The sequence below is a fragment of the Pokkaliibacter sp. MBI-7 genome, assembly GCF_029846635.1.
In the GTDB taxonomy this organism is placed as follows: Bacteria; Pseudomonadota; Gammaproteobacteria; order Pseudomonadales; family Balneatricaceae; genus Pokkaliibacter.
The window spans coordinates 1,393,255-1,410,211 of record NZ_JARVTG010000001.1; the positions used below are offsets into that span (position 1 = coordinate 1,393,255).

At 53.1% G+C, this 16,957-nt stretch carries 29 protein-coding genes; 1 reads left to right on the forward strand and 28 read right to left on the reverse strand.

Features of this window, described 5'->3' with window-relative positions; all coding sequences use genetic code 11:
- Nucleotides 1-3: 3 nt before the first annotated feature.
- The 21 genes from rpsE to QCD60_RS06365 form a co-directional block, all read right to left on the reverse strand.
- Complete coding sequence (rpsE, locus tag QCD60_RS06265) at nt 4-504, reverse strand: 30S ribosomal protein S5 (RefSeq protein WP_104156902.1); 501 nt, start codon at nt 502-504, stop codon at nt 4-6.
- Nucleotides 505-513: 9 nt separating this feature from the next.
- Complete coding sequence (rplR, locus tag QCD60_RS06270; protein WP_104156796.1) at nt 514-864, reverse strand: 50S ribosomal protein L18; 351 nt, start codon at nt 862-864, stop codon at nt 514-516.
- 11 nt (nt 865-875) lie between these two features.
- The gene (gene rplF, locus QCD60_RS06275; protein WP_279783421.1) at nt 876-1,409 is read right to left on the reverse strand and encodes a 50S ribosomal protein L6; all 534 of its coding nucleotides are present in this window, start codon (nt 1,407-1,409) and stop codon (nt 876-878) included.
- A 12-nt stretch (nt 1,410-1,421) separates the two neighbouring features.
- Nucleotides 1,422-1,814: a 30S ribosomal protein S8 gene (gene rpsH / locus QCD60_RS06280; RefSeq protein WP_104156798.1), complete on the reverse strand. Its 393-nt coding sequence runs from the start codon at nt 1,812-1,814 to the stop codon at nt 1,422-1,424.
- 52 nt (nt 1,815-1,866) lie between these two features.
- Nucleotides 1,867-2,172, reverse strand: coding sequence for a 30S ribosomal protein S14 (gene rpsN, locus QCD60_RS06285; RefSeq protein WP_104156799.1), 306 nt, complete (start codon nt 2,170-2,172; stop codon nt 1,867-1,869).
- 14 nt (nt 2,173-2,186) lie between these two features.
- Entirely contained in the window at nt 2,187-2,726 is a 540-nt protein-coding gene (rplE, locus tag QCD60_RS06290; RefSeq protein ID WP_104156800.1) for a 50S ribosomal protein L5, read from the reverse strand.
- Nucleotides 2,727-2,737: 11 nt separating this feature from the next.
- Nucleotides 2,738-3,055 carry a 50S ribosomal protein L24 gene (rplX, locus tag QCD60_RS06295; protein ID WP_279783425.1) on the reverse strand — a complete coding sequence of 106 codons (318 nt, stop codon included), beginning with the start codon at nt 3,053-3,055 and terminating at the stop codon, nt 2,738-2,740.
- A 35-nt stretch (nt 3,056-3,090) separates the two neighbouring features.
- Complete coding sequence (gene rplN, locus QCD60_RS06300; RefSeq protein ID WP_104156802.1) at nt 3,091-3,459, reverse strand: 50S ribosomal protein L14; 369 nt, start codon at nt 3,457-3,459, stop codon at nt 3,091-3,093.
- Between the two features lie 86 nt (nt 3,460-3,545).
- Nucleotides 3,546-3,803: a 30S ribosomal protein S17 gene (rpsQ, locus tag QCD60_RS06305; protein WP_279783428.1), complete on the reverse strand. Its 258-nt coding sequence runs from the start codon at nt 3,801-3,803 to the stop codon at nt 3,546-3,548.
- 1 nt (nt 3,804) lies between these two features.
- Nucleotides 3,805-3,996, reverse strand: coding sequence for a 50S ribosomal protein L29 (rpmC, locus tag QCD60_RS06310; RefSeq protein ID WP_104156804.1), 192 nt, complete (start codon nt 3,994-3,996; stop codon nt 3,805-3,807).
- Nucleotides 3,996-4,409, reverse strand: coding sequence for a 50S ribosomal protein L16 (gene rplP, locus QCD60_RS06315; protein ID WP_104156805.1), 414 nt, complete (start codon nt 4,407-4,409; stop codon nt 3,996-3,998). Before rplP ends, rpmC begins: the two co-directional genes overlap by 1 nt.
- Nucleotides 4,410-4,426: 17 nt before the next feature.
- Nucleotides 4,427-5,107 (reverse strand): 30S ribosomal protein S3, encoded by a 681-nt coding sequence (rpsC, locus tag QCD60_RS06320; RefSeq protein WP_104156806.1) that lies wholly within the window; start codon nt 5,105-5,107, stop codon nt 4,427-4,429.
- Nucleotides 5,108-5,119: 12 nt separating this feature from the next.
- The gene (gene rplV, locus QCD60_RS06325; RefSeq protein ID WP_104156807.1) at nt 5,120-5,452 is read right to left on the reverse strand and encodes a 50S ribosomal protein L22; all 333 of its coding nucleotides are present in this window, start codon (nt 5,450-5,452) and stop codon (nt 5,120-5,122) included.
- Between the two features lie 15 nt (nt 5,453-5,467).
- Nucleotides 5,468-5,743 (reverse strand): 30S ribosomal protein S19, encoded by a 276-nt coding sequence (rpsS, locus tag QCD60_RS06330; RefSeq protein ID WP_104156808.1) that lies wholly within the window; start codon nt 5,741-5,743, stop codon nt 5,468-5,470.
- 17 nt (nt 5,744-5,760) lie between these two features.
- Nucleotides 5,761-6,588, reverse strand: a complete 828-nt coding sequence (gene rplB, locus QCD60_RS06335) for a 50S ribosomal protein L2 (protein WP_104156809.1) — start codon at nt 6,586-6,588, stop codon at nt 5,761-5,763.
- 14 nt (nt 6,589-6,602) lie between these two features.
- Nucleotides 6,603-6,899: a 50S ribosomal protein L23 gene (gene rplW / locus QCD60_RS06340; RefSeq protein WP_104156810.1), complete on the reverse strand. Its 297-nt coding sequence runs from the start codon at nt 6,897-6,899 to the stop codon at nt 6,603-6,605.
- A complete protein-coding gene (gene rplD, locus QCD60_RS06345; protein ID WP_104156811.1) occupies nt 6,896-7,501 on the reverse strand; it encodes a 50S ribosomal protein L4 in 606 nt (201 codons plus the stop codon). Before rplD ends, rplW begins: the two co-directional genes overlap by 4 nt.
- Nucleotides 7,502-7,515: 14 nt before the next feature.
- Entirely contained in the window at nt 7,516-8,154 is a 639-nt protein-coding gene (gene rplC, locus QCD60_RS06350) for a 50S ribosomal protein L3 (protein WP_104156812.1), read from the reverse strand.
- Between the two features lie 101 nt (nt 8,155-8,255).
- On the reverse strand, nt 8,256-8,567 hold the full coding sequence (gene rpsJ, locus QCD60_RS06355; protein WP_104156903.1) for a 30S ribosomal protein S10: 312 nt from the start codon (nt 8,565-8,567) through the stop codon (nt 8,256-8,258).
- Between the two features lie 301 nt (nt 8,568-8,868).
- Complete coding sequence (locus QCD60_RS06360; protein WP_279783439.1) at nt 8,869-9,534, reverse strand: TetR/AcrR family transcriptional regulator; 666 nt, start codon at nt 9,532-9,534, stop codon at nt 8,869-8,871.
- A gap of 112 nt (nt 9,535-9,646) precedes the next feature.
- Complete coding sequence (locus QCD60_RS06365) at nt 9,647-10,312, reverse strand: cytochrome b/b6 domain-containing protein (RefSeq protein ID WP_279783441.1); 666 nt, start codon at nt 10,310-10,312, stop codon at nt 9,647-9,649.
- A gap of 95 nt (nt 10,313-10,407) precedes the next feature.
- On the opposite strand from QCD60_RS06365, the gene QCD60_RS06370 reads away from it, so the two are divergent.
- Nucleotides 10,408-11,178, forward strand: coding sequence for an alpha/beta fold hydrolase (locus tag QCD60_RS06370; protein WP_347950120.1), 771 nt, complete (start codon nt 10,408-10,410; stop codon nt 11,176-11,178).
- A 28-nt stretch (nt 11,179-11,206) separates the two neighbouring features.
- On the opposite strand, the gene QCD60_RS06375 is transcribed toward QCD60_RS06370, so the two are convergent.
- The 7 genes from QCD60_RS06375 to bioB are packed head-to-tail and all read right to left on the reverse strand — an operon-like array spanning nt 11,207 to nt 16,955.
- The gene (locus QCD60_RS06375) at nt 11,207-12,178 is read right to left on the reverse strand and encodes a putative metalloprotease CJM1_0395 family protein (RefSeq protein WP_279783443.1); all 972 of its coding nucleotides are present in this window, start codon (nt 12,176-12,178) and stop codon (nt 11,207-11,209) included.
- Nucleotides 12,179-12,196: 18 nt separating this feature from the next.
- Nucleotides 12,197-12,469: a hypothetical protein gene (locus tag QCD60_RS06380; RefSeq protein WP_279783446.1), complete on the reverse strand. Its 273-nt coding sequence runs from the start codon at nt 12,467-12,469 to the stop codon at nt 12,197-12,199.
- A gap of 29 nt (nt 12,470-12,498) precedes the next feature.
- Nucleotides 12,499-13,194: a dethiobiotin synthase gene (gene bioD, locus QCD60_RS06385; RefSeq protein ID WP_279783449.1), complete on the reverse strand. Its 696-nt coding sequence runs from the start codon at nt 13,192-13,194 to the stop codon at nt 12,499-12,501.
- Nucleotides 13,195-13,240: 46 nt separating this feature from the next.
- Entirely contained in the window at nt 13,241-14,014 is a 774-nt protein-coding gene (gene bioC, locus QCD60_RS06390) for a malonyl-ACP O-methyltransferase BioC (RefSeq protein ID WP_279783450.1), read from the reverse strand.
- Nucleotides 14,007-14,705, reverse strand: a complete 699-nt coding sequence (locus QCD60_RS06395; protein WP_279783451.1) for an alpha/beta fold hydrolase — start codon at nt 14,703-14,705, stop codon at nt 14,007-14,009. The genes bioC and QCD60_RS06395 overlap by 8 nt, the downstream gene beginning before the upstream one ends.
- The gene (bioF, locus tag QCD60_RS06400) at nt 14,698-15,873 is read right to left on the reverse strand and encodes an 8-amino-7-oxononanoate synthase (protein WP_279787895.1); all 1,176 of its coding nucleotides are present in this window, start codon (nt 15,871-15,873) and stop codon (nt 14,698-14,700) included. Before bioF ends, QCD60_RS06395 begins: the two co-directional genes overlap by 8 nt.
- 5 nt (nt 15,874-15,878) lie before the next feature.
- Nucleotides 15,879-16,955, reverse strand: a complete 1,077-nt coding sequence (bioB, locus tag QCD60_RS06405; protein WP_279783453.1) for a biotin synthase BioB — start codon at nt 16,953-16,955, stop codon at nt 15,879-15,881.
- Nucleotides 16,956-16,957: the final 2 nt, after the last annotated feature.

The following is a 16,957-nucleotide window of genomic DNA, read 5'->3' on the forward strand; positions in this document are numbered from 1 at the left end:
CAATTACCCCAGAATTTCTTCAACGGTTTTGCCACGCTTAGCAGCGATCTCTTCTGGAGACTTGGTCATCTGCAGGCCTTTGAAAGTGGCGCGAACCACGTTCACAGGATTGGTAGAGCCATAGCACTTAGCCAGAACGTTATGAACGCCTGCCATTTCCAGAACGGAGCGCATAGCACCACCGGCAATTACACCAGTACCTTCTGAAGCGGGCTGCATATAGATCTTGGAGGCACCGTGAGCGGCTTTAACTGGATACTGAATAGTACCGCCGTTCAATTCAACCTTGATCATGTTGCGGCGAGCAGCTTCCATCGCTTTAGCGATAGCCGCAGGCACTTCACGCGCCTTACCACGACCAAAACCTACACGACCTTTACCGTCACCTACTACGGTCAAAGCAGTAAAGGCAAAAATACGACCGCCTTTCACTACTTTGGCAACACGGTTGACCTGAACCAGCTTTTCCTGGAGATCACCGTCTTTCTGTTCGATGTTTGCCATCATTGCACCTTAGAATTCCAGACCACCTTCACGAGCGGCGTCAGCCAGGGCTTTAACGCGACCATGGTACTTAAAACCAGCACGGTCGAAAGCCACTTTCTTAACACCCGCTTCCAGCGCACGCTGAGCCAACAAAGTACCAACTTTGCTAGCAGCATCAGCGTTACCGGTTTGACCGCTACGCAGCTCCTGATCCAGAGTGGATGCTTGAGCCAGCACACGACCACCACAGGGAGAAAACACCTGTGCATAGATGTGACGGGGTGTACGGAATACTGTCAGGCGGTTCTCGCCCAGTTCGCGCATTTTGTAACGACCGCGAGCGGCGCGACGCAAACGGGAAACTTTTTTCTCGTTCATAGAATCCTGCCTTACTTCTTCTTAGCCTCTTTGCGACGAACGACTTCGTCAGCATAACGGATACCCTTGCCTTTGTAGGGTTCCGGCGCACGGAAGGCGCGGATTTCGGCCGCTACTTGGCCGATCTGCTGTTTGTCAATACCTTTCAGAACAACAGAGGTCTGGCTAGGAGTTTCAGCAGTTACACCGGCAGGGAGTTTGTATTCAACTGGGTGAGAGAAACCCAGGGTCAGACTCAGCACTTCGCCTTTGGCAGCAGCACGGTAACCAACGCCTACCAGCTCGAGCTTGCGCTCAAAACCAGAAGTAACGCCCAGAACCATGTTGTTTACCAACGCGCGAACAGTACCTGACATCGCTTTGGCTTGAATGCTGCCATCACGAGCTGCAAACACTACCTGGTTGTCTTCTTGAGAGACAACAACAGAAGAATGTACAGACAGGCTCAGCTGGCCATTTTTGCCTTTTACAGTCAGTTCCTGACCAGCCAGTTGAACTTCAACACCAGCAGGAACGACAACAGGCTTCTTAGCAACACGAGACATCTCACAACCTCCTTAGAATACTGTGCAGATGACTTCGCCACCCACGCCAGCGGCGCGAGCTGCACGATCGGTCATCACACCTTTGGAGGTGGAAACGATAGCAATACCCAAACCGCCTTCTACCTTGGGCAGATCACTGCGGCTCTTGTATTGACGCAGACCAGGACGACTTACACGCTTGATATGCTCAATAACGGGTTTGCCTTCATAGTACTTAAGGTCAATAGTAAGACTGGGTTTTACATTTTCATCTACTTTGTAGTCAGCAATGTAGCCTTCGTCTTTCAACACTTTGGCTACCGCTACCTTCAGCTTAGATGAGGGCATGGTCACAGCGGCATGGTTAGCCATGTGAGCATTGCGAATACGGGTAACCATATCCGCTAGGGTATCTTGCATACTCATTAAAATTAACTCCTGAAAACTATTGTGCAGCTGGGTTTGGCTCGCAAACCGCTTACCAACTAGCTTTCTTCAAGCCTGGCACATCACCACGCATTGCCGCTTCACGCAGCATAATACGTGACAGACCAAACTTGCGATAAACTCCGTGAGGACGGCCTGTCAGCTGGCAGCGACGCTGCTGACGAACAGGACTAGCATCACGTGGCAGCTTCTGCAGAGCTACCAGAGCATCCCAACGGTCATCGTCAGAAGTAGCCGGATTGGCAATAATTGCCTTCAGTTCAGCACGCTTGGCGGCGTGCTTGGCAACGGTCTCAGTTCGCTTTGCTTCGCGATTTTTCATACTGATTTTAGCCATGGTTCACGCCTCCATTACTTACGGAACGGGAAGTTCAGAGCAGCGAGAAGGGCACGACCTTCATCGTTGGTCACTGCTGTTGTGGTAATAGTGATGTCCATACCACGCAGCTTATCCACCTTGTCATATTCGATTTCGGGGAAAATGATCTGCTCTTTAACACCCATGCTGTAGTTGCCACGACCGTCGAAGGACTTACCATTAAGACCACGGAAGTCACGGATACGTGGAACAGCGATATCAATCAGACGATCCAGGAATTCCCACATACGTTCGCCGCGCAGAGTTACCTTGCAGCCGATGGGCCAACCTTCACGAATTTTGAAACCAGCAACGGATTTACGCGCCAGCGTTACCACAGGCTTCTGACCACTGATTGCAGTCATATCTGCAACCGCGCTCTCGATCTGTTTCTTGTCACCTACAGCCTCACCCACACCCATGTTCAGAGTGATCTTGGTGATGCGAGGAACCTGCATCGGGTTGTCGTAACCAAACTGCTCAGTCAGTTTGGCCACCACTTCTTTCTTGTACAGCTCTTTCAAGCGTGACATGGCCAAACTCCTTAAGCACCAATAATTTCTTGAGTGGACTTGAACACACGCACTTTGCTTCCATCCTCAAGGATCTTGAAGCCTACGCGGTCGCCCTTACCACTCTTTGGATTGAAGATAGCAACATTAGAAGTTGCGATTCCCGCTTCCTTCTCAACGATACCACCTGATTGGTTCAGAAGCGGGTTAGGCTTCTGGTGCTTTTTGACCATGTTGATGCCAGAAACGATGAGACGATCATCTTTCAGAACGGCCAGCACTTTACCGCGCTTGCCTTTATCTTTACCGGCGATAACGATTACTTCATCGTCACGTCTAATTTTACGCATAGTTCCAGTATCCTTTCCTACTACCTTCTCGTGCCTTATAGCACTTCAGGAGCCAGGGAAATGATTTTCATGAATTTTTCACCACGCAGCTCGCGCGTTACCGGCCCAAAAATACGTGTACCGATCGGCTCAAGCTTGTTATTCAACAGCACGGCAGAATTCACATCAAAACGAATCAGAGAACCGTCAGAACGGCGCACGCCCTTCTTGGTGCGAACAACCACTGCGTTCATCACCTGTCCCTTCTTCACCTTACCGCGAGGAATAGCTTCCTTTACGGTTACTTTTACAATGTCACCAATTCCAGCGTAGCGACGGTGTGAACCGCCCAACACCTTGATACATTGCACACGCTTGGCACCGCTGTTGTCAGCGACGTCCAGCATACTTTCTGTCTGAATCATGGTCTACTCCACATAGACAAAACAGCACTTATCCCATCAGGTCATTCCTGACGGGATAAGCACAGAGGAGCAAAAGAGCCGAGATTTTACACCTTCGCGGCGCGCTCTTCAATCTTAACCAGCTTCCAAGTTTTAGTCTTTGAAAAAGGACGTGTTTCTTGGATGGTTACCAGATCACCAATCTGACACTCATTAGTTTCATCATGAGCTTTCAGCTTGGTTGAGCGCTTCACATACTTGCCGTAAATCGGGTGCTTTACTTTACGCTCAATCAGGACAGTGATGGTTTTATCCATCTTGTCGCTGATAACCCGACCGGTCTCAGTGCGAATTACTTTTTCCATCTTAGTTACCAGCCTTCTCGTTCAGCACCGTCTTTACACGGCTGATGTCGCGACGGACATTGCCGAGCAAGTGAGTCTGAGCCAGCTGCCCAGAAGCTTTCTGCATACGCAGGTTGAACTGGTCTTTCAGCAGACCCAGCAACACCTGCTGCAGCTCAGCTACGGATTTATCACGCAGTTCTGCAGTTTTCATTACATTACCGTCCGCTTAACAAAGGTGGTTTCAACCGGAAGCTTGGCAGCTGCCAGAGCGAAAGCCTCCTGAGCCAGGGACTCAGCAACACCTTCCATCTCGAACAGAACCTTGCCAGGCTGAACTTCAGCCACCCAGTATTCCACGCTACCTTTACCACTACCCATACGCACTTCAAGAGGCTTCTCGGTAATGGGTTTGTCGGGGAATACACGGATCCAAATCTTACCACCACGTTTTACGTGACGGGTCATTGCGCGACGAGCCGCTTCAATCTGACGAGCAGTGATACGGCCGCGCTCAGTCGTCTTCAAACCAAAGTCGCCGAAGCTGACTTTGTTTCCGCGCAGCGCCAGGCCACGGTTACGACCTTTGTGCATTTTGCGGAATTTTGTACGCTTAGGTTGCAGCATGGGACGTATCCTCTACCTTACTTGCCTTTCTTCTTAGGCGCGTTTTTCTCGGCACGTACCTGTTCGATACCACCCAGAACCTCACCCTTGAAGATCCACACTTTCACACCGATCACACCATAAGTGGTGTGTGCTTCGGCAGTGTTGTAGTCGATGTCGGCACGCAAAGTGTGCAGAGGTACACGACCCTCGCGATACCATTCGGTACGCGCGATCTCAGCACCACCCAAACGACCAGAAACCTGAATCTTGATACCCTTGGCACCCAGACGCATTGCATTCTGAACCGCGCGCTTCATAGCACGACGGAACATAACACGACGCTCCAGCTGCTGCGCTACTGACTGTGCAGTCAGCTTAGCATCCAGCTCAGGCTTACGAATTTCTTCGATGTTGATATGGACTGGAACGCCCATCATGCCAGAAATATCCTGACGCAGTTTTTCAACATCTTCACCTTTCTTGCCAATCACGATACCGGGACGAGCAGTATGAATGGTGATACGAGCGTTGTTTGCAGGACGCTCGATTTCAATACGGCTAACAGATGCCGCTTTCAGCTTGTCTTCCAGATACTTGCGCACCTGAAGATCGTTCAGCAGCTTCTTGGCATATTCGCCACGACCGGCGTACCACACAGAGGTGTGATCCTTGGTGACACCCAGTCGGTAGCCTGTAGGATGTACTTTCTGACCCATGACGGTGTCTCCTTAACGCTCAGCGACCTTGATGGTGATGTGGCAGGTGCGCTTCAGGATGCGATCTGCACGACCTTTCGCACGCGGCATGATGCGCTTCATAGTAGGACCTTCATCAACCATGATGGTCGCCACTTTCAGCTCATCAACATCAGCACCTTCGTTGTGCTCAGCGTTAGCAACGGCAGACTCCAGCACTTTCTTGACAATCTGAGCACCTTTTTTGGTGCTGAAAGCCAAAATATTCAGCGCTTCATCAATGCCCTTGCCACGGATCAAATCAGCGACCAGGCGGGCTTTCTGTGCAGAAAGGCGCGCGCCAGTCAGCTTAGCTACAGCTTCCATGGTTTACTCCTTTCTTTACCGTTTAGCCTTCTTGTCTGCTGCGTGACCTTTGAAGGTACGTGTAGCAGCAAACTCACCCAACTTATGACCCACCATGTCTTCGGTGACGAACACCGGTACGTGCTGGCGACCATTATGGACTGCAATAGTCAACCCTACGAATTGAGGGAAGATAGTAGAGCGACGCGACCAGGTTTTGATTGGACGCTTTTCGCCCTTCTCTACTGCAGCCTCTACCTTCTTCAGCAAATGAAGGTCGATAAAAGGACCTTTCTTAAGTGAACGTGGCACAGCTGTTTCCTCTTAAATTACTTGGCAGTGCGACGGCGCACGATCATTTTAGTGGTGCGCTTGTTCTTGCGAGTCTTGTAACCCTTGGTTGGAACGCCCCATGGAGTAACTGGGTGACGGCCACCAGAGGTACGACCTTCACCACCACCATGCGGGTGATCTACAGGGTTCATCGCCACACCACGAACGGTGGGACGAACACCACGCCAACGAGAAGCACCAGCTTTACCCAGATTACGCAGGCTATGCTCAGAGTTGCCCACTTCACCCAGGGTCGCACGGCAGTCGATGTGCACTTTGCGCATTTCGCCAGAACGCAGACGCAGAGTCGCATACTGACCTTCACGAGCAACAAGCTGTGCAGCAGCACCAGCAGAACGGCCCAGCTGAGCACCTTTACCAGGCTTCAGCTCGATACAGTGAACAGTGCTACCAACGGGAATGTTACGCAGTTGCAAAGCGTTACCCGCTTTGATTGGCGCGTCCACACCAGACTGGATTTTGTCGCCAGCTTTTACACCCTTGGGAGCAATGATATAGCGACGCTCACCATCAGCGTACTTCAACAGCGCCAGATGCGCAGAGCGGTTAGGATCATATTCCAGACGCTCTACAACAGCAGGGATACCATCCTTGCTACGTTTGAAGTCAACCAGACGGTAATGACGCTTGTGACCACCACCAATATGGCGAGTAGTGATACGACCGTTGTTGTTACGACCGCCAGACTTACTCAGCTGCTCAACCAGAGGAGCATAGGGAGCACCCTTATGCAGATCTTGGTTAACAACCTTTACTACGTGGCGACGGCCAGCAGAGGTCGGTTTACATTTAACGATTGCCATGACCAGAATCCCCCTTACTCAGCGCCAACGAAGTCAATATCATGACCTTCAGCCAGACGCACATAAGCCTTACGGATATTGGCGCGACGGCCCAGACCACGAGCAGTACGCTTGGTCTTGCCTTTGGCATTCAGCACGTTGACCTTTTCAACTTTGACGTTGAACAGCTCTTCTACGGCTTTCTTGATCTCAACACGGGTCGCGTCCTGAGTCACACGGAATACAACCTGCTGCGCGCCTTCGGCTACGATGGTTGCTTTCTCGGAGATGTGTGGACCGAGCAGAATTTTGAAGATGCGCTCTTGGTTCATCCCAGCAACTCCTCAAACTTTTTCAGAGCAGGAACAGTTACCAGAACCTTTTGGTGACCTACCAGAGAGACTGGATCAACACCAGCCACATCACGCACGTCAACGTGAGGCAGGTTACGAGCGGCCAGGTACAGATTCTGCTCGACGCTATCAGACACGACCAGTACATCATTGAGACCCAAGGTTTCGAGCTGAGCTACGAACGCCTTAGTTTTTGGGGTTTCAACTTTCAGGTCTTCGACAACTACCAGACGCTCCTGACGAACCAGTTCAGACAGGATGCAACGAATAGCTGCACGATACATTTTTTTGTTAACTTTCTGCTCGTAGTTACGAGGACTGTGAGCGAAAGTCACACCACCGCTACGCCACAGAGGGCTATTGGTGGAACCAACACGGGCACGACCAGTACCCTTCTGGCGCCATGGCTTCATGCCACCGCCACTTACTTCAGAGCGAGACAGGCTAGCTTTGCTACCTTGGCGAGCAGCAGCCAAGTAGGCTGTTACAACCTGGTGTACCAATGCTTCGTTGAATTCTTTTCCGAAGGTCAGCTCGGACACTTCAACCGTACCTTGAGCTCCGGCAATAGTCAGATTCATTGCGTTAGCCCCCTTTAGGCGCGTGCTTTAACAGCTGGTTGAATAATCAGGTCACCGCCGGTAGCACCAGGAACAGCACCCTTGACCAGCAGCAGATTGCGCTCAGCGTCAACGCGAACGATTTCCAGTGACTGAACGGTTACGCGCTCAGCACCCATGTGGCCTGCCATTTTCTTACCTTTGAAAACGCGACCGGGGGTCTGGCACTGACCGATTGAACCAGGCGCACGGTGAGAAACAGAGTTACCGTGGGTAGCGTCTTGGCTCAGGAAGTTGTGGCGTTTAATACCACCCTGGAAGCCTTTACCCTTGGATTGGCCGGCAACGTCAATTTTCTGACCAGCTTCAAACTGAGCAACAGTCAGCTGATCGCCAACGTTGAAAGTCTGACCTTCTTGCAAACGGAATTCCCACAGACCACGACCCGCTTCAACACCAGCTTTGGCATAGTGACCAGCCAGCGGCTTGCTGACCAGAGAAGCACGACGTGAACCGGTAGTTACCTGTACAGCGGTGTAACCATCAGTTTCAACGGTTTTAACCTGGGTAACACGGTTGGGTTCCACTTCGATAACAGTGACAGGTACAGAAGCACCATCTTCGGTAAAAATGCGAGTCATGCCCGCTTTTCTTCCGATTACACCAATTGTCATTTCAGTAATACCTCTAATGTGTACGGGGCTCATCACCCTCTATGGCTGCTCAATGACGAGCATTCCACGGCGCAGCGCACCAGTAGCAAAGCAGCTAGGAATTAACCCAGGCTGATCTGTACGTCGACACCTGCAGCCAGGTCCAGCTTCATCAGCGCATCAACTGTTTTTTCAGTTGGATCGACAATGTCGAGGACACGTTTAAAAGTACGAATTTCGTACTGATCGCGAGCGTCTTTGTTCACGTGCGGAGAAATTAGCACAGTGAAACGCTCTTTACGGGTAGGAAGCGGGATAGGACCACGCACCTGAGCGCCAGTCCGCTTAGCAGTCTCAACGATCTCCTGAGCGGAAGAGTCGATCAGGCGGTGATCAAACGCTTTCAACCGAATGCGAATTTTCTGGTTTTGCATGTTGATCACAGCTCCAATTCGAACGGCATTGCCGGTTCCCTTCAAAAAAAGGGTACGGAATTATACGCCGCACCCTCCTCACAAGCAAGACGAAACAAAGCCCGGGGCCGCCGTCGGACGCCAGATATATTGCATGGAGGAGTCAATCTGAAGGGGGTGAACAAAAATCAGGGCCACCCTACTGGCGACCCTATTTTGTACAGGGGCGGCATTATCACGCAAACACCGCAGATGGTCAAATATTATCCAGCATATTTGCTGACTTTTTTAGCGTAGAGCAATACCGCTTCGTGGCGAGCGATTACCCGACCTGGGTCGAAGCATTTCTGGTCGCGATACCGCACCCGACCAGCACCATATCAATCAACTGATCGGTCAGTTCCACATACTCTTCATCTGTCAGACAATCCTTGCCCATCACAGCCAGCACCTGAGTATTGAAATCAGCATAGTGCTGAGTCAAGGCCCAGAGGTAGATGATGAGTTGCACAGGATCAATCCTGCGCATTTTCCCCTGCTCTACCCAGGCACGAATAACTGCGGCACGAGACTGCACCCACTCGTACTGCTGTTTGCCTAGATAGGTCTGAAGAATGGGCGCTCCACGCAATACCTCTGAAGCAAAAATTTTCGACAGCTCCGGGCGCTCGCGGGAAAAGTGCATCTTGGCACGCACATAACGTGACAACACTTCTGCAGGTTCATCATCGGCAGTAATGTCTTCAAGAGTGAGGTTCCACTGGTTCATAATCGTTGCCAGCACCTCTTGATAGAGATCTTCCTTGCTGCCGAAATAGTAGTGCACCTGAGCTTTTGCCAGCCCAGCCCGCTCAGCGATAGCGCTAGTACTGGTACCCTTGAAACCGTTACAGGCAAACTCCTGTTCTGCAGCTGCCAGAATGGCAGCCCTGCGCTTCAGTCGAATGCGACCCATTTTTACCGGTGCGGCCTGAACAGGCGTAGTCATGCAGTCTCCTCACAAGCTCCGGCGCTCTTCCAATCTGGCGCCTCGGAACAGATTATAGCCACATTTAGATACAGTTGGCGGCCCAGTATAGGCACATGCGCAACCAATGCCTTCAGAAATCCGCTACGGGCGCCCACTTGAGCATCAACAAAACCAGCATTAGGGAAAGCCCCCATACCAACAATACCCGCCCCCTGCCAGCAGCAGGCACCGCAATATATTCATCGCTGAGTTTCCAGCCTCTAATCATTGCTCGAACCAGCTTTTCACCTTTCATTTCATGAACAATAACCGCCAGCACATGCAAGGCAAAAAGCCCGAGCAATACATTAAACAGACCTTTGTGCAGAGTGGTCAGAACATCACTCGCCTCCTTACTGACGAGAAAAGCCAATGCCCCTGTAGTAAAGATATCGTCATTGGCCAGCAGCCCTGATGTGACTTGCAGACTTAACGTCAACAGCAGCGCTACCACCATCCAACCACCCAAAGGGTTATGTCCCAGACTGGGCACCGGGCCTGAATACTGACGAGACTGCAGATAGAACACCACTTGACCAGGCTTTTTTATAAATTCAGAAAAGCGAGAGTAGAAGCTCCCACAGAATCCCCAACCCCAGCGAAAAAGCAGCAGCACCATGACGGCATAGCCAAAACGGGTGTGCCAGTCCATATAACCGAGCTCAGCGCTGATCCACAACCCTGCTATCAGTCCCACCAGCCCCCAGTGAAAAACTCGGGTAGAACCATCCCAGACCTTAACCTTATGCAATTTCAACCTCCCTCATTATCCTTTCATGCCTCCAAAGCGGATACCGGCTAACTGCATATCGTCTCCCTGCTATACTGCCCAGTCACACACAAGGAGGCTCCATGTTGTCACTGAACTTTCAGCGTATCGGCACCGGTCCTACGCTGCTTATTCTGCACGGCCTGTTCGGCTCGTTAGATAACTGGGGCAGCGTCACCCGCCAGCTGTCAGAACACTTTGACGTCATCAGTGTCGATTTGCGCAACCACGGTCGCTCAGAACACGCAAAACCGCATAGTTATCCTGCCATGTGTCAGGATGTTATCGACCTTCTCAGCCAGCTTAAGCTATCCCGAGTTCTGCTGATGGGGCATTCAATGGGTGGCAAGGTAGCGATGCAGCTTGCCCTGCAAGCACCTTCATTAATTGAACGCCTGATAGTGGTCGATATAGCCCCTGTGCACTATCCCCGACATCATGACGATGTTTTTCGCGGCCTTGAGCAACTTGATCTGACACAGCTGACAAGTCGCTCTCAAGCTGACCAGCAGCTACAGCCGTATATAGAAGACAGCAGTGTGCGCTTGTTTCTGCTGAAAAACCTCTACCGTAATGAGTCAGGGCAATTTGCCTGGCGTTTCAACCTGACCACTCTCCGTGAGGACTACGACCAGATTAGTCAAGCACCGTCAGGCAGTCCCTATCAGGGCCCCACATTATTTATCAAAGGAGAACGCTCAGCCTATATTACAGCCGAGTATAGGGATGCCATTGTGCAGTTATTCCCACAGGCGGGTTACAAAGTAATACAGAATGCAGGCCACTGGCCTCATGCAGAGAAGCCGGAACTCTTTTTACGAATAGTGAATCGATTTCTGCAAGCAGATAACTAATAACCAGAAAAGGGAGATGCAAGCGGACTCAGGCCTGAGTGTTAACAAAACCACCTGAGGGATAGAGCCGGGAATAAACACCGAGTTCGACGAGACGCCGATTGATCTCCCGAAGCTGCTGCTGGACTTTGGCTAGCTGATCATCCACAGGCGTGGGGGGAATGGGCACCGTTTCACCATTAGCAGCAGTAGATTGAGCAGTGTCGCTCTGGGCAGCCTGTGCGTCACTAGCTCCCCGCCCAGATGCAGACGAAGCGTCATCGCCTCCTTGCACAGCTTGACTCGCCAGCGGCTCAATGCGCTCCTGTATCTGCTCCAATGCACGCGCCTGAGTTGACGTATCATCCTGTAGCTGCTGCTGCGCTTGTTGCTGGGTCTGCTGATTCTCCTTGGCCTGGTCTCTGGCCAGTTCAGCCTGAGCTTCAGCCAGCATACGCTGAGCCTCAAGCGCAATCTTGTCATCCTGCGCAGAAGGATCAACGGGAGCACGGGCCGCCTTGATAATAGCCTGTGCCTTTTCGATGGTTTCCTGAGGGTTGTTCGGCACGGGTGAGGTGTCTACTGATACCTCACCGTCTGTAGCATACAAGCGCCCGTCTGGTCCCCGGGTGTAATCATACTGAGGCGAGCCTCCGTATTGACCCGCCGCATTGGAGTGAGCCCGCTCATGATCTTTAACCTGCTGATCACGCGACTGCAGCTCATCCACCTGCTGCTGATCTGCCGTTGATAATTGCTCACCAACGGTTGATGTATTGCCAGATGTTTTAGCGGCATTGGTGGCGATACGCTCTTTTGCGCGTAGCTCCCCCTCCCTGTCCTGCAATAAGCTGGAGCCCTGTCCGGAAGACTGCTGCTGATTCTGTGAGCCATTATTTAACGGAGGCGCAGTAACCTGCTGGGCGACTGTCAGCTCAGTAAGATTAGCTGCTGCCTGAGGAGCAGGCGGCGTTGAAGCAGTAGTGGGTTGATAGGTCAGCCCCAGGCTTGAAATCAGCACGGATGACCTCGTAGCGAGTTAAACCTTAATATCCAGCAATGTTCCTAAGGTTGAATTTTGCGCTTCCAATACCTTGGCGCCAGCCTGAACCAAAACTTTTGCTTCAGGCAAGCTCAGCAAACCATCCTCAACCGAAGCAGAACCCTGATCGTTACTGAGGCCGTTGCCCGAGCTAGCGGAACTATCACTGACCGAACCTTGCGCAATCTGTGCCCCCGCCTGATCCAGCTGTGCCAGACCTCGCTGGATACCCAGTTGCCCATAGGTGAAAGTACTGCCCTGAATCTGCATTGAATATCACCTCATATTCTGAACAAATTTTAGCCAACACCGACTAAATGTAAAGGTTGCAGATTGAGGAAGGGTGCCGCGTTTTCTGTACTGACCTGCTCCAGCCATGGAATTCTGCCCAGGCACGGTGCAGGCATTGTTGCCTGAAGAGTTGCAATATTTTCCTGCTGATAAGGCATATCAGGATCTACATGGTTTACCACCCAGCCAGCCAGCATCAGACCTGCCTGGCGGATCGCGCTGACGGTCAGGCTGGCATGATTCAGACAACCGAGACGCAACCCGATAACCAGTACAACAGGCCAGGTATGCTGCACCACCCAGTCCGATAGCATCTGCCCCTGATTATTCAATGGCAGATGCCAGCCACCTGCACCCTCAATCAGAGTGAACTGTGCCTTTTGTGCCAGCACGGGCTGCAACGCCTGCTCCACCGACGTCACACTCAGATGCTGCCCATGCAGTTCAGCCGCGATATGAGGCGCAATGGCCTCGGGGAAACGCAACGGGTTATGCAGCGCGTAGTCCAGTTGCGGCCAGCTTTGCTGCTGCAGGCTCAGCGCATCACGATTGCGCCAGCCACCATCCTGTTGTTCGCAGCCAGAGGCAATGGGTTTGATACCCAGGGTTGTCAGCCCCATCTGACGCGCTCGCCAGAGCAACGCAGAGGACACCAGCGTCTTACCCGCATCGGTGTCAGTACCAGTAACAAAAAAAATCGACATGAACTCACCCGGTTGTCGTACGTAATAAAAACCAGTCAGAAATGCACTACAGTGGATTGCAGGGCTTCTGCAGATACGCATAGAACACATCATAGGTCACGGTCAGAGCATCACCGGAACACACTTGTTCATAGGCCTGCTCCAGCGCCTGCAGTCGCTGACGTCCCGCTAGCGCTCGGCCACGATGCACCTCTGCCGCATCAGTATGGCTGGCACCCAGCTGTTTCAGATCACGCATGACCTGCCTGGCACTGTCGTACAAGGCCACGCTGTCACGGGCCTGCCAGTGTTGATTTACCCAGTCATGACCAGCAGCCTGCTGCCAGCAAGCTAAACTGGCGAAGCGATTGACGTGTTCCTCCTGATCGACCGCTGCCCAGGCAGCTCGTAATTCCCACAAGGTACGGGGGCCCAACGTGGTCAGGCACAGCCAGCCTCCCGGCCTCAGTACGCGCCACACCTCGGCAAACATCCTTGCGGGATGATGACACCATTGCACTGCCAGACTGGAAACAACCGCATCAGCACAGCCCTCTTGCAGCGGCAGCGCTTCTGCATCCGCATTCACATAGGCGTCAGCAGATGCCAGATGACGCGCCTGCTGTAGCATTCCCTGGGCAATATCCAGTGCCAGCACCTGCAGCCCATCCGGCAAATGGCGGCTGACGTACCCTGTCCCGCAGCCCATATCAACTACCCGGCCAGACAAATGAGGCAAGCCCGCCAGCAAACGTCCTGCGATCTCCCGCTGCAGAACAGCTGCCTGATCATAGCCGGCAGCGGCACGGCTGAATTCACGGGCAATGTTCTGCTTATGCATGCGCACTCTTTCCCGATAAGTCCAGCCATGCGGTATCAGGCCAGTGCAGCAGATGCCCCTGATCTGGTAACACATCCACTACCGTCATCGCACCGTTAAGAACTTCGGCAATCTGCGAAGGTACCAGACCATCGCACGCCCCCAAATAGTGGCGCTGCGGTACCATGACCTCCGCCCAACGCTGGCAGCAGTCATCTGCCAGCCACTGTAACTGCCGAGACAGACTGATCAGCTCCTCGCTGCTCAGCCCAAGATGATAGTCACGTAACATGGCCAGCAAGGTTCTTCCTTGTGGATGAGACTGAGCTACCATACCGGCAAAGCGCCGAAGCGTCGGTAGAGGCTGCTGCTCCATGGCATCAATGAACTGATCAAACACATCAGGCGACATGCCCGGTGCATTTGCTGTGGCCACAAAGCTGGGGCTGGCGGCCAGCGTGACAGCCAGAGCAATACGTTCAGGCGCCTGCACAGCTGCCTCCATCAGCAGCCGACCACCCAGTGACCAGCCCAGCCAGTTTGCCCTTTCAGGTGCCTGAGCCAGTATGCTGTTGGCCGCCTCGGCCAACGTACCGGCATGACGGTCAGGTGAGAGAAGGTGCACAGTACCCTGTGGTGATAGCCGCTCTACTACACTGTGCCAGAGATGGTCAGGCATCGCCCAGCCATTGATCAGCACCCACTCAGTCATGATCGCTCACCTCTCGCCAGCTGCGTTCCAAGGCATGCAGCAGACGATCCAGTTGCTGATCGGTATGTGCTGCCGTCAGTGTGATACGCAGCCGAGACATGCCAGCAGGCACCGTAGGTGGACGGATTGCCGTGACCCAGATGCCCTGTTGCAGCAGGCTTGCAGAGAGCGCCATCGCCCGTGCCGCAGAGCCTACCAGCACAGGCTGAATGGCGGTCTGTGAGGGCATCAGTGTCAGCCCCATGACTTCAGCCTCATGACGAAAGCGTCTGATCAGATGCTGCAAATGCAGTCTTCGCTCAAGCTCCTGCTGCACAATACGCAGCGCCTGACGTCCTGCTGCCGCTACTGCGGGAGGCATTGCTGTGGTGTAGATATAGGGGCGGGCAAACTGAATCAGCGCCTCAATCAAGGTCTCGCTACCCGCGATAAAAGCACCGGCACAGCCCAATGCCTTACCCAGGGTTGCCATCAGTACAGGCACCTGCTGCTGATCAAGCTCACAGGCCTCAACTAATCCAGCACCGCGCGCTCCCAGAACCCCAAAGCCATGGGCATCATCCACCATCAACCAGGCTTGCTGGTCATGGCATAGCTGCGCCAGCTCATTCAATGGCGCGACATCACCATCCATACTGAAAACACCATCTGTCACCACCAGCTTGTGCGACTGCGTCGCCTTGCTCAGACGACTGGCCAGATTGTCGATGTCATTGTGCAGATAGCGCTGAAAGCGCGCGCCGCTGTTCAGGCCAGCGTCCAGCAGGGAGGCATGATTCAGGCGGTCTTCAAACACGGCAGACTGATCATCCAGCAGTGCACTGATGGCACCCAGATTGGCCATGTAGCCGGTAGAAAACAGCAGGGCTCGCTGTCGTCCGGTGAATACCGCCAGCTCTTCTTCCAGCGCATGATGCTCAGCACTATGACCGCTGACCAGATGAGAAGCGCCGCTACCAACACCATAACGCTGCACCGCCTCGATGGCGCTTTGCTTCAACCGTGGATCATTGGCCAGACCCAGATAGTCATTGCTGCAGAACGCCAGATAGCGCTGCCCCTCCAGCACGACCTCTGGTTGCTGTGCACCTTCCAGAGTCCTGCGCTGGCGATAGAGATGCTGCTGCTGACGCTCCTTCAGGCGAGCCTGCAGATTGAATGCATCCATCATGATTACTGCAGGGTAGCTGCGGCCTGTGCCTGAGGAGCACCGGCATCATGGTAGAGGCTGGCCTGCTGTTGCTGGCGTACCTGCTGCAACAATGCCTGTTCGTGCGCCTCATCAGATAACCCTTCACGGCTTTCAGGTGTGATCCCCAGTTTCCTGAACAGCACTTTGTCTGCATGCGCCTCTGGGTTAGGCGTAGTCAGCAGCTTTTCGCCATAGAAAATGGAATTGGCACCCGCCATGAAACACAGTGCCTGCACCTGCTCATTCATCTTTTCGCGCCCGGCCGACAGTCGCACATGTGAGCGTGGCATCAGGATCCGCGCTACCGCGATGGTGCGGATAAAGTCGAAGGGGTCCAGGTCTTCAACTTCTGCCAGAGGCGTACCCGCCACCTTGACCAGCATATTGATCGGCACACTTTCAGGATGATCAGGCATATTGGCCAGTACCCGCAGCAAGCCGATGCGATCCTGCAGACTTTCGCCCATCCCCATGATGCCGCCACAACAGACCTTCATACCGGCGTCGCGCACATGACTGAGGGTATCCAGTCGCTCCTGATAGGAACGGGTAGTGATGATGCTGTCATAGAACTCTGGCGAGGTATCGAGGTTGTGGTTGTAGTAATCCAGCCCGGCCTCCGCCAGCTCACCTGCCTGATCGCGATTGAGCGTGCCGAGTGTCATACAGGCCTCCAGCCCCATAGCTTTGACACCGCGCACCATCTCCAGCACGTAAGGCATGTCACGCTGGGTCGGATGTTTCCAGGCAGCCCCCATGCAGAAACGGCTGGCGCCGCTGTCCTTGGCTCTGGCGGCCTCCTCCAGTACCTTCTTCACTTCCATCAGTTTCTGTTTTTCCAGACCGGTGTCGTAATGCGCACTTTGCGGGCAGTACTTACAGTCTTCAGGGCAGGAACCGGTTTTGATCGACAACAGGGTGCTGACCTGCACCTGATTGGGATCAAAGTACTGACGATGGGTTGTTTGAGCCTGAAACAACAAATCATTGAAAGGCTGCTCAAACAGAGCGCGGACTTCGCCCTCGGTCCAATCATGGCGAATGACAGTGGTTGACATCG

What these genes read in the sequence shown, in the direction of transcription:
- QCD60_RS06370 (WP_347950120.1), top strand. Translation starts at nt 10,408, where the DNA reads ATGTTGTCACTGAACTTTCAGCGTATCGGCACCGGTCCTACGCTGCTT.
- bioF (WP_279787895.1), bottom strand. Translation starts at nt 15,873, where the DNA reads ATGGATGCATTCAATCTGCAGGCTCGCCTGAAGGAGCGTCAGCAGCAG.
- rplB (WP_104156809.1), bottom strand. Translation starts at nt 6,588, where the DNA reads ATGGCAATCGTTAAATGTAAACCGACCTCTGCTGGCCGTCGCCACGTA.
- rpsH (WP_104156798.1), bottom strand. Translation starts at nt 1,814, where the DNA reads ATGAGTATGCAAGATACCCTAGCGGATATGGTTACCCGTATTCGCAAT.
- rplW (WP_104156810.1), bottom strand. Translation starts at nt 6,899, where the DNA reads ATGAACCAAGAGCGCATCTTCAAAATTCTGCTCGGTCCACACATCTCC.
- rplR (WP_104156796.1), bottom strand. Translation starts at nt 864, where the DNA reads ATGAACGAGAAAAAAGTTTCCCGTTTGCGTCGCGCCGCTCGCGGTCGT.
- rplE (WP_104156800.1), bottom strand. Translation starts at nt 2,726, where the DNA reads ATGTCACGCTTGAAAGAGCTGTACAAGAAAGAAGTGGTGGCCAAACTG.
- QCD60_RS06395 (WP_279783451.1), bottom strand. Translation starts at nt 14,705, where the DNA reads ATGACTGAGTGGGTGCTGATCAATGGCTGGGCGATGCCTGACCATCTC.
- rpsN (WP_104156799.1), bottom strand. Translation starts at nt 2,172, where the DNA reads ATGGCTAAAATCAGTATGAAAAATCGCGAAGCAAAGCGAACTGAGACC.
- QCD60_RS06380 (WP_279783446.1), bottom strand. Translation starts at nt 12,469, where the DNA reads ATGCAGATTCAGGGCAGTACTTTCACCTATGGGCAACTGGGTATCCAG.
- rplF (WP_279783421.1), bottom strand. Translation starts at nt 1,409, where the DNA reads ATGTCTCGTGTTGCTAAGAAGCCTGTTGTCGTTCCTGCTGGTGTTGAA.
- bioB (WP_279783453.1), bottom strand. Translation starts at nt 16,955, where the DNA reads ATGTCAACCACTGTCATTCGCCATGATTGGACCGAGGGCGAAGTCCGC.
- rpsJ (WP_104156903.1), bottom strand. Translation starts at nt 8,567, where the DNA reads ATGCAAAACCAGAAAATTCGCATTCGGTTGAAAGCGTTTGATCACCGC.
- rplN (WP_104156802.1), bottom strand. Translation starts at nt 3,459, where the DNA reads ATGATTCAGACAGAAAGTATGCTGGACGTCGCTGACAACAGCGGTGCC.
- rpsE (WP_104156902.1), bottom strand. Translation starts at nt 504, where the DNA reads ATGGCAAACATCGAACAGAAAGACGGTGATCTCCAGGAAAAGCTGGTT.
- rplX (WP_279783425.1), bottom strand. Translation starts at nt 3,055, where the DNA reads ATGCGTAAAATTAGACGTGACGATGAAGTAATCGTTATCGCCGGTAAA.
- rpsC (WP_104156806.1), bottom strand. Translation starts at nt 5,107, where the DNA reads ATGGGTCAGAAAGTACATCCTACAGGCTACCGACTGGGTGTCACCAAG.
- bioD (WP_279783449.1), bottom strand. Translation starts at nt 13,194, where the DNA reads ATGTCGATTTTTTTTGTTACTGGTACTGACACCGATGCGGGTAAGACG.
- rplV (WP_104156807.1), bottom strand. Translation starts at nt 5,452, where the DNA reads ATGGAAGCTGTAGCTAAGCTGACTGGCGCGCGCCTTTCTGCACAGAAA.
- rpmC (WP_104156804.1), bottom strand. Translation starts at nt 3,996, where the DNA reads ATGAAAACTGCAGAACTGCGTGATAAATCCGTAGCTGAGCTGCAGCAG.
- rpsQ (WP_279783428.1), bottom strand. Translation starts at nt 3,803, where the DNA reads ATGGAAAAAGTAATTCGCACTGAGACCGGTCGGGTTATCAGCGACAAG.
- rplC (WP_104156812.1), bottom strand. Translation starts at nt 8,154, where the DNA reads ATGACAATTGGTGTAATCGGAAGAAAAGCGGGCATGACTCGCATTTTT.
- bioC (WP_279783450.1), bottom strand. Translation starts at nt 14,014, where the DNA reads ATGCATAAGCAGAACATTGCCCGTGAATTCAGCCGTGCCGCTGCCGGC.
- QCD60_RS06360 (WP_279783439.1), bottom strand. Translation starts at nt 9,534, where the DNA reads ATGACTACGCCTGTTCAGGCCGCACCGGTAAAAATGGGTCGCATTCGA.
- rplD (WP_104156811.1), bottom strand. Translation starts at nt 7,501, where the DNA reads ATGAATCTGACTATTGCCGGAGCTCAAGGTACGGTTGAAGTGTCCGAG.
- rplP (WP_104156805.1), bottom strand. Translation starts at nt 4,409, where the DNA reads ATGCTGCAACCTAAGCGTACAAAATTCCGCAAAATGCACAAAGGTCGT.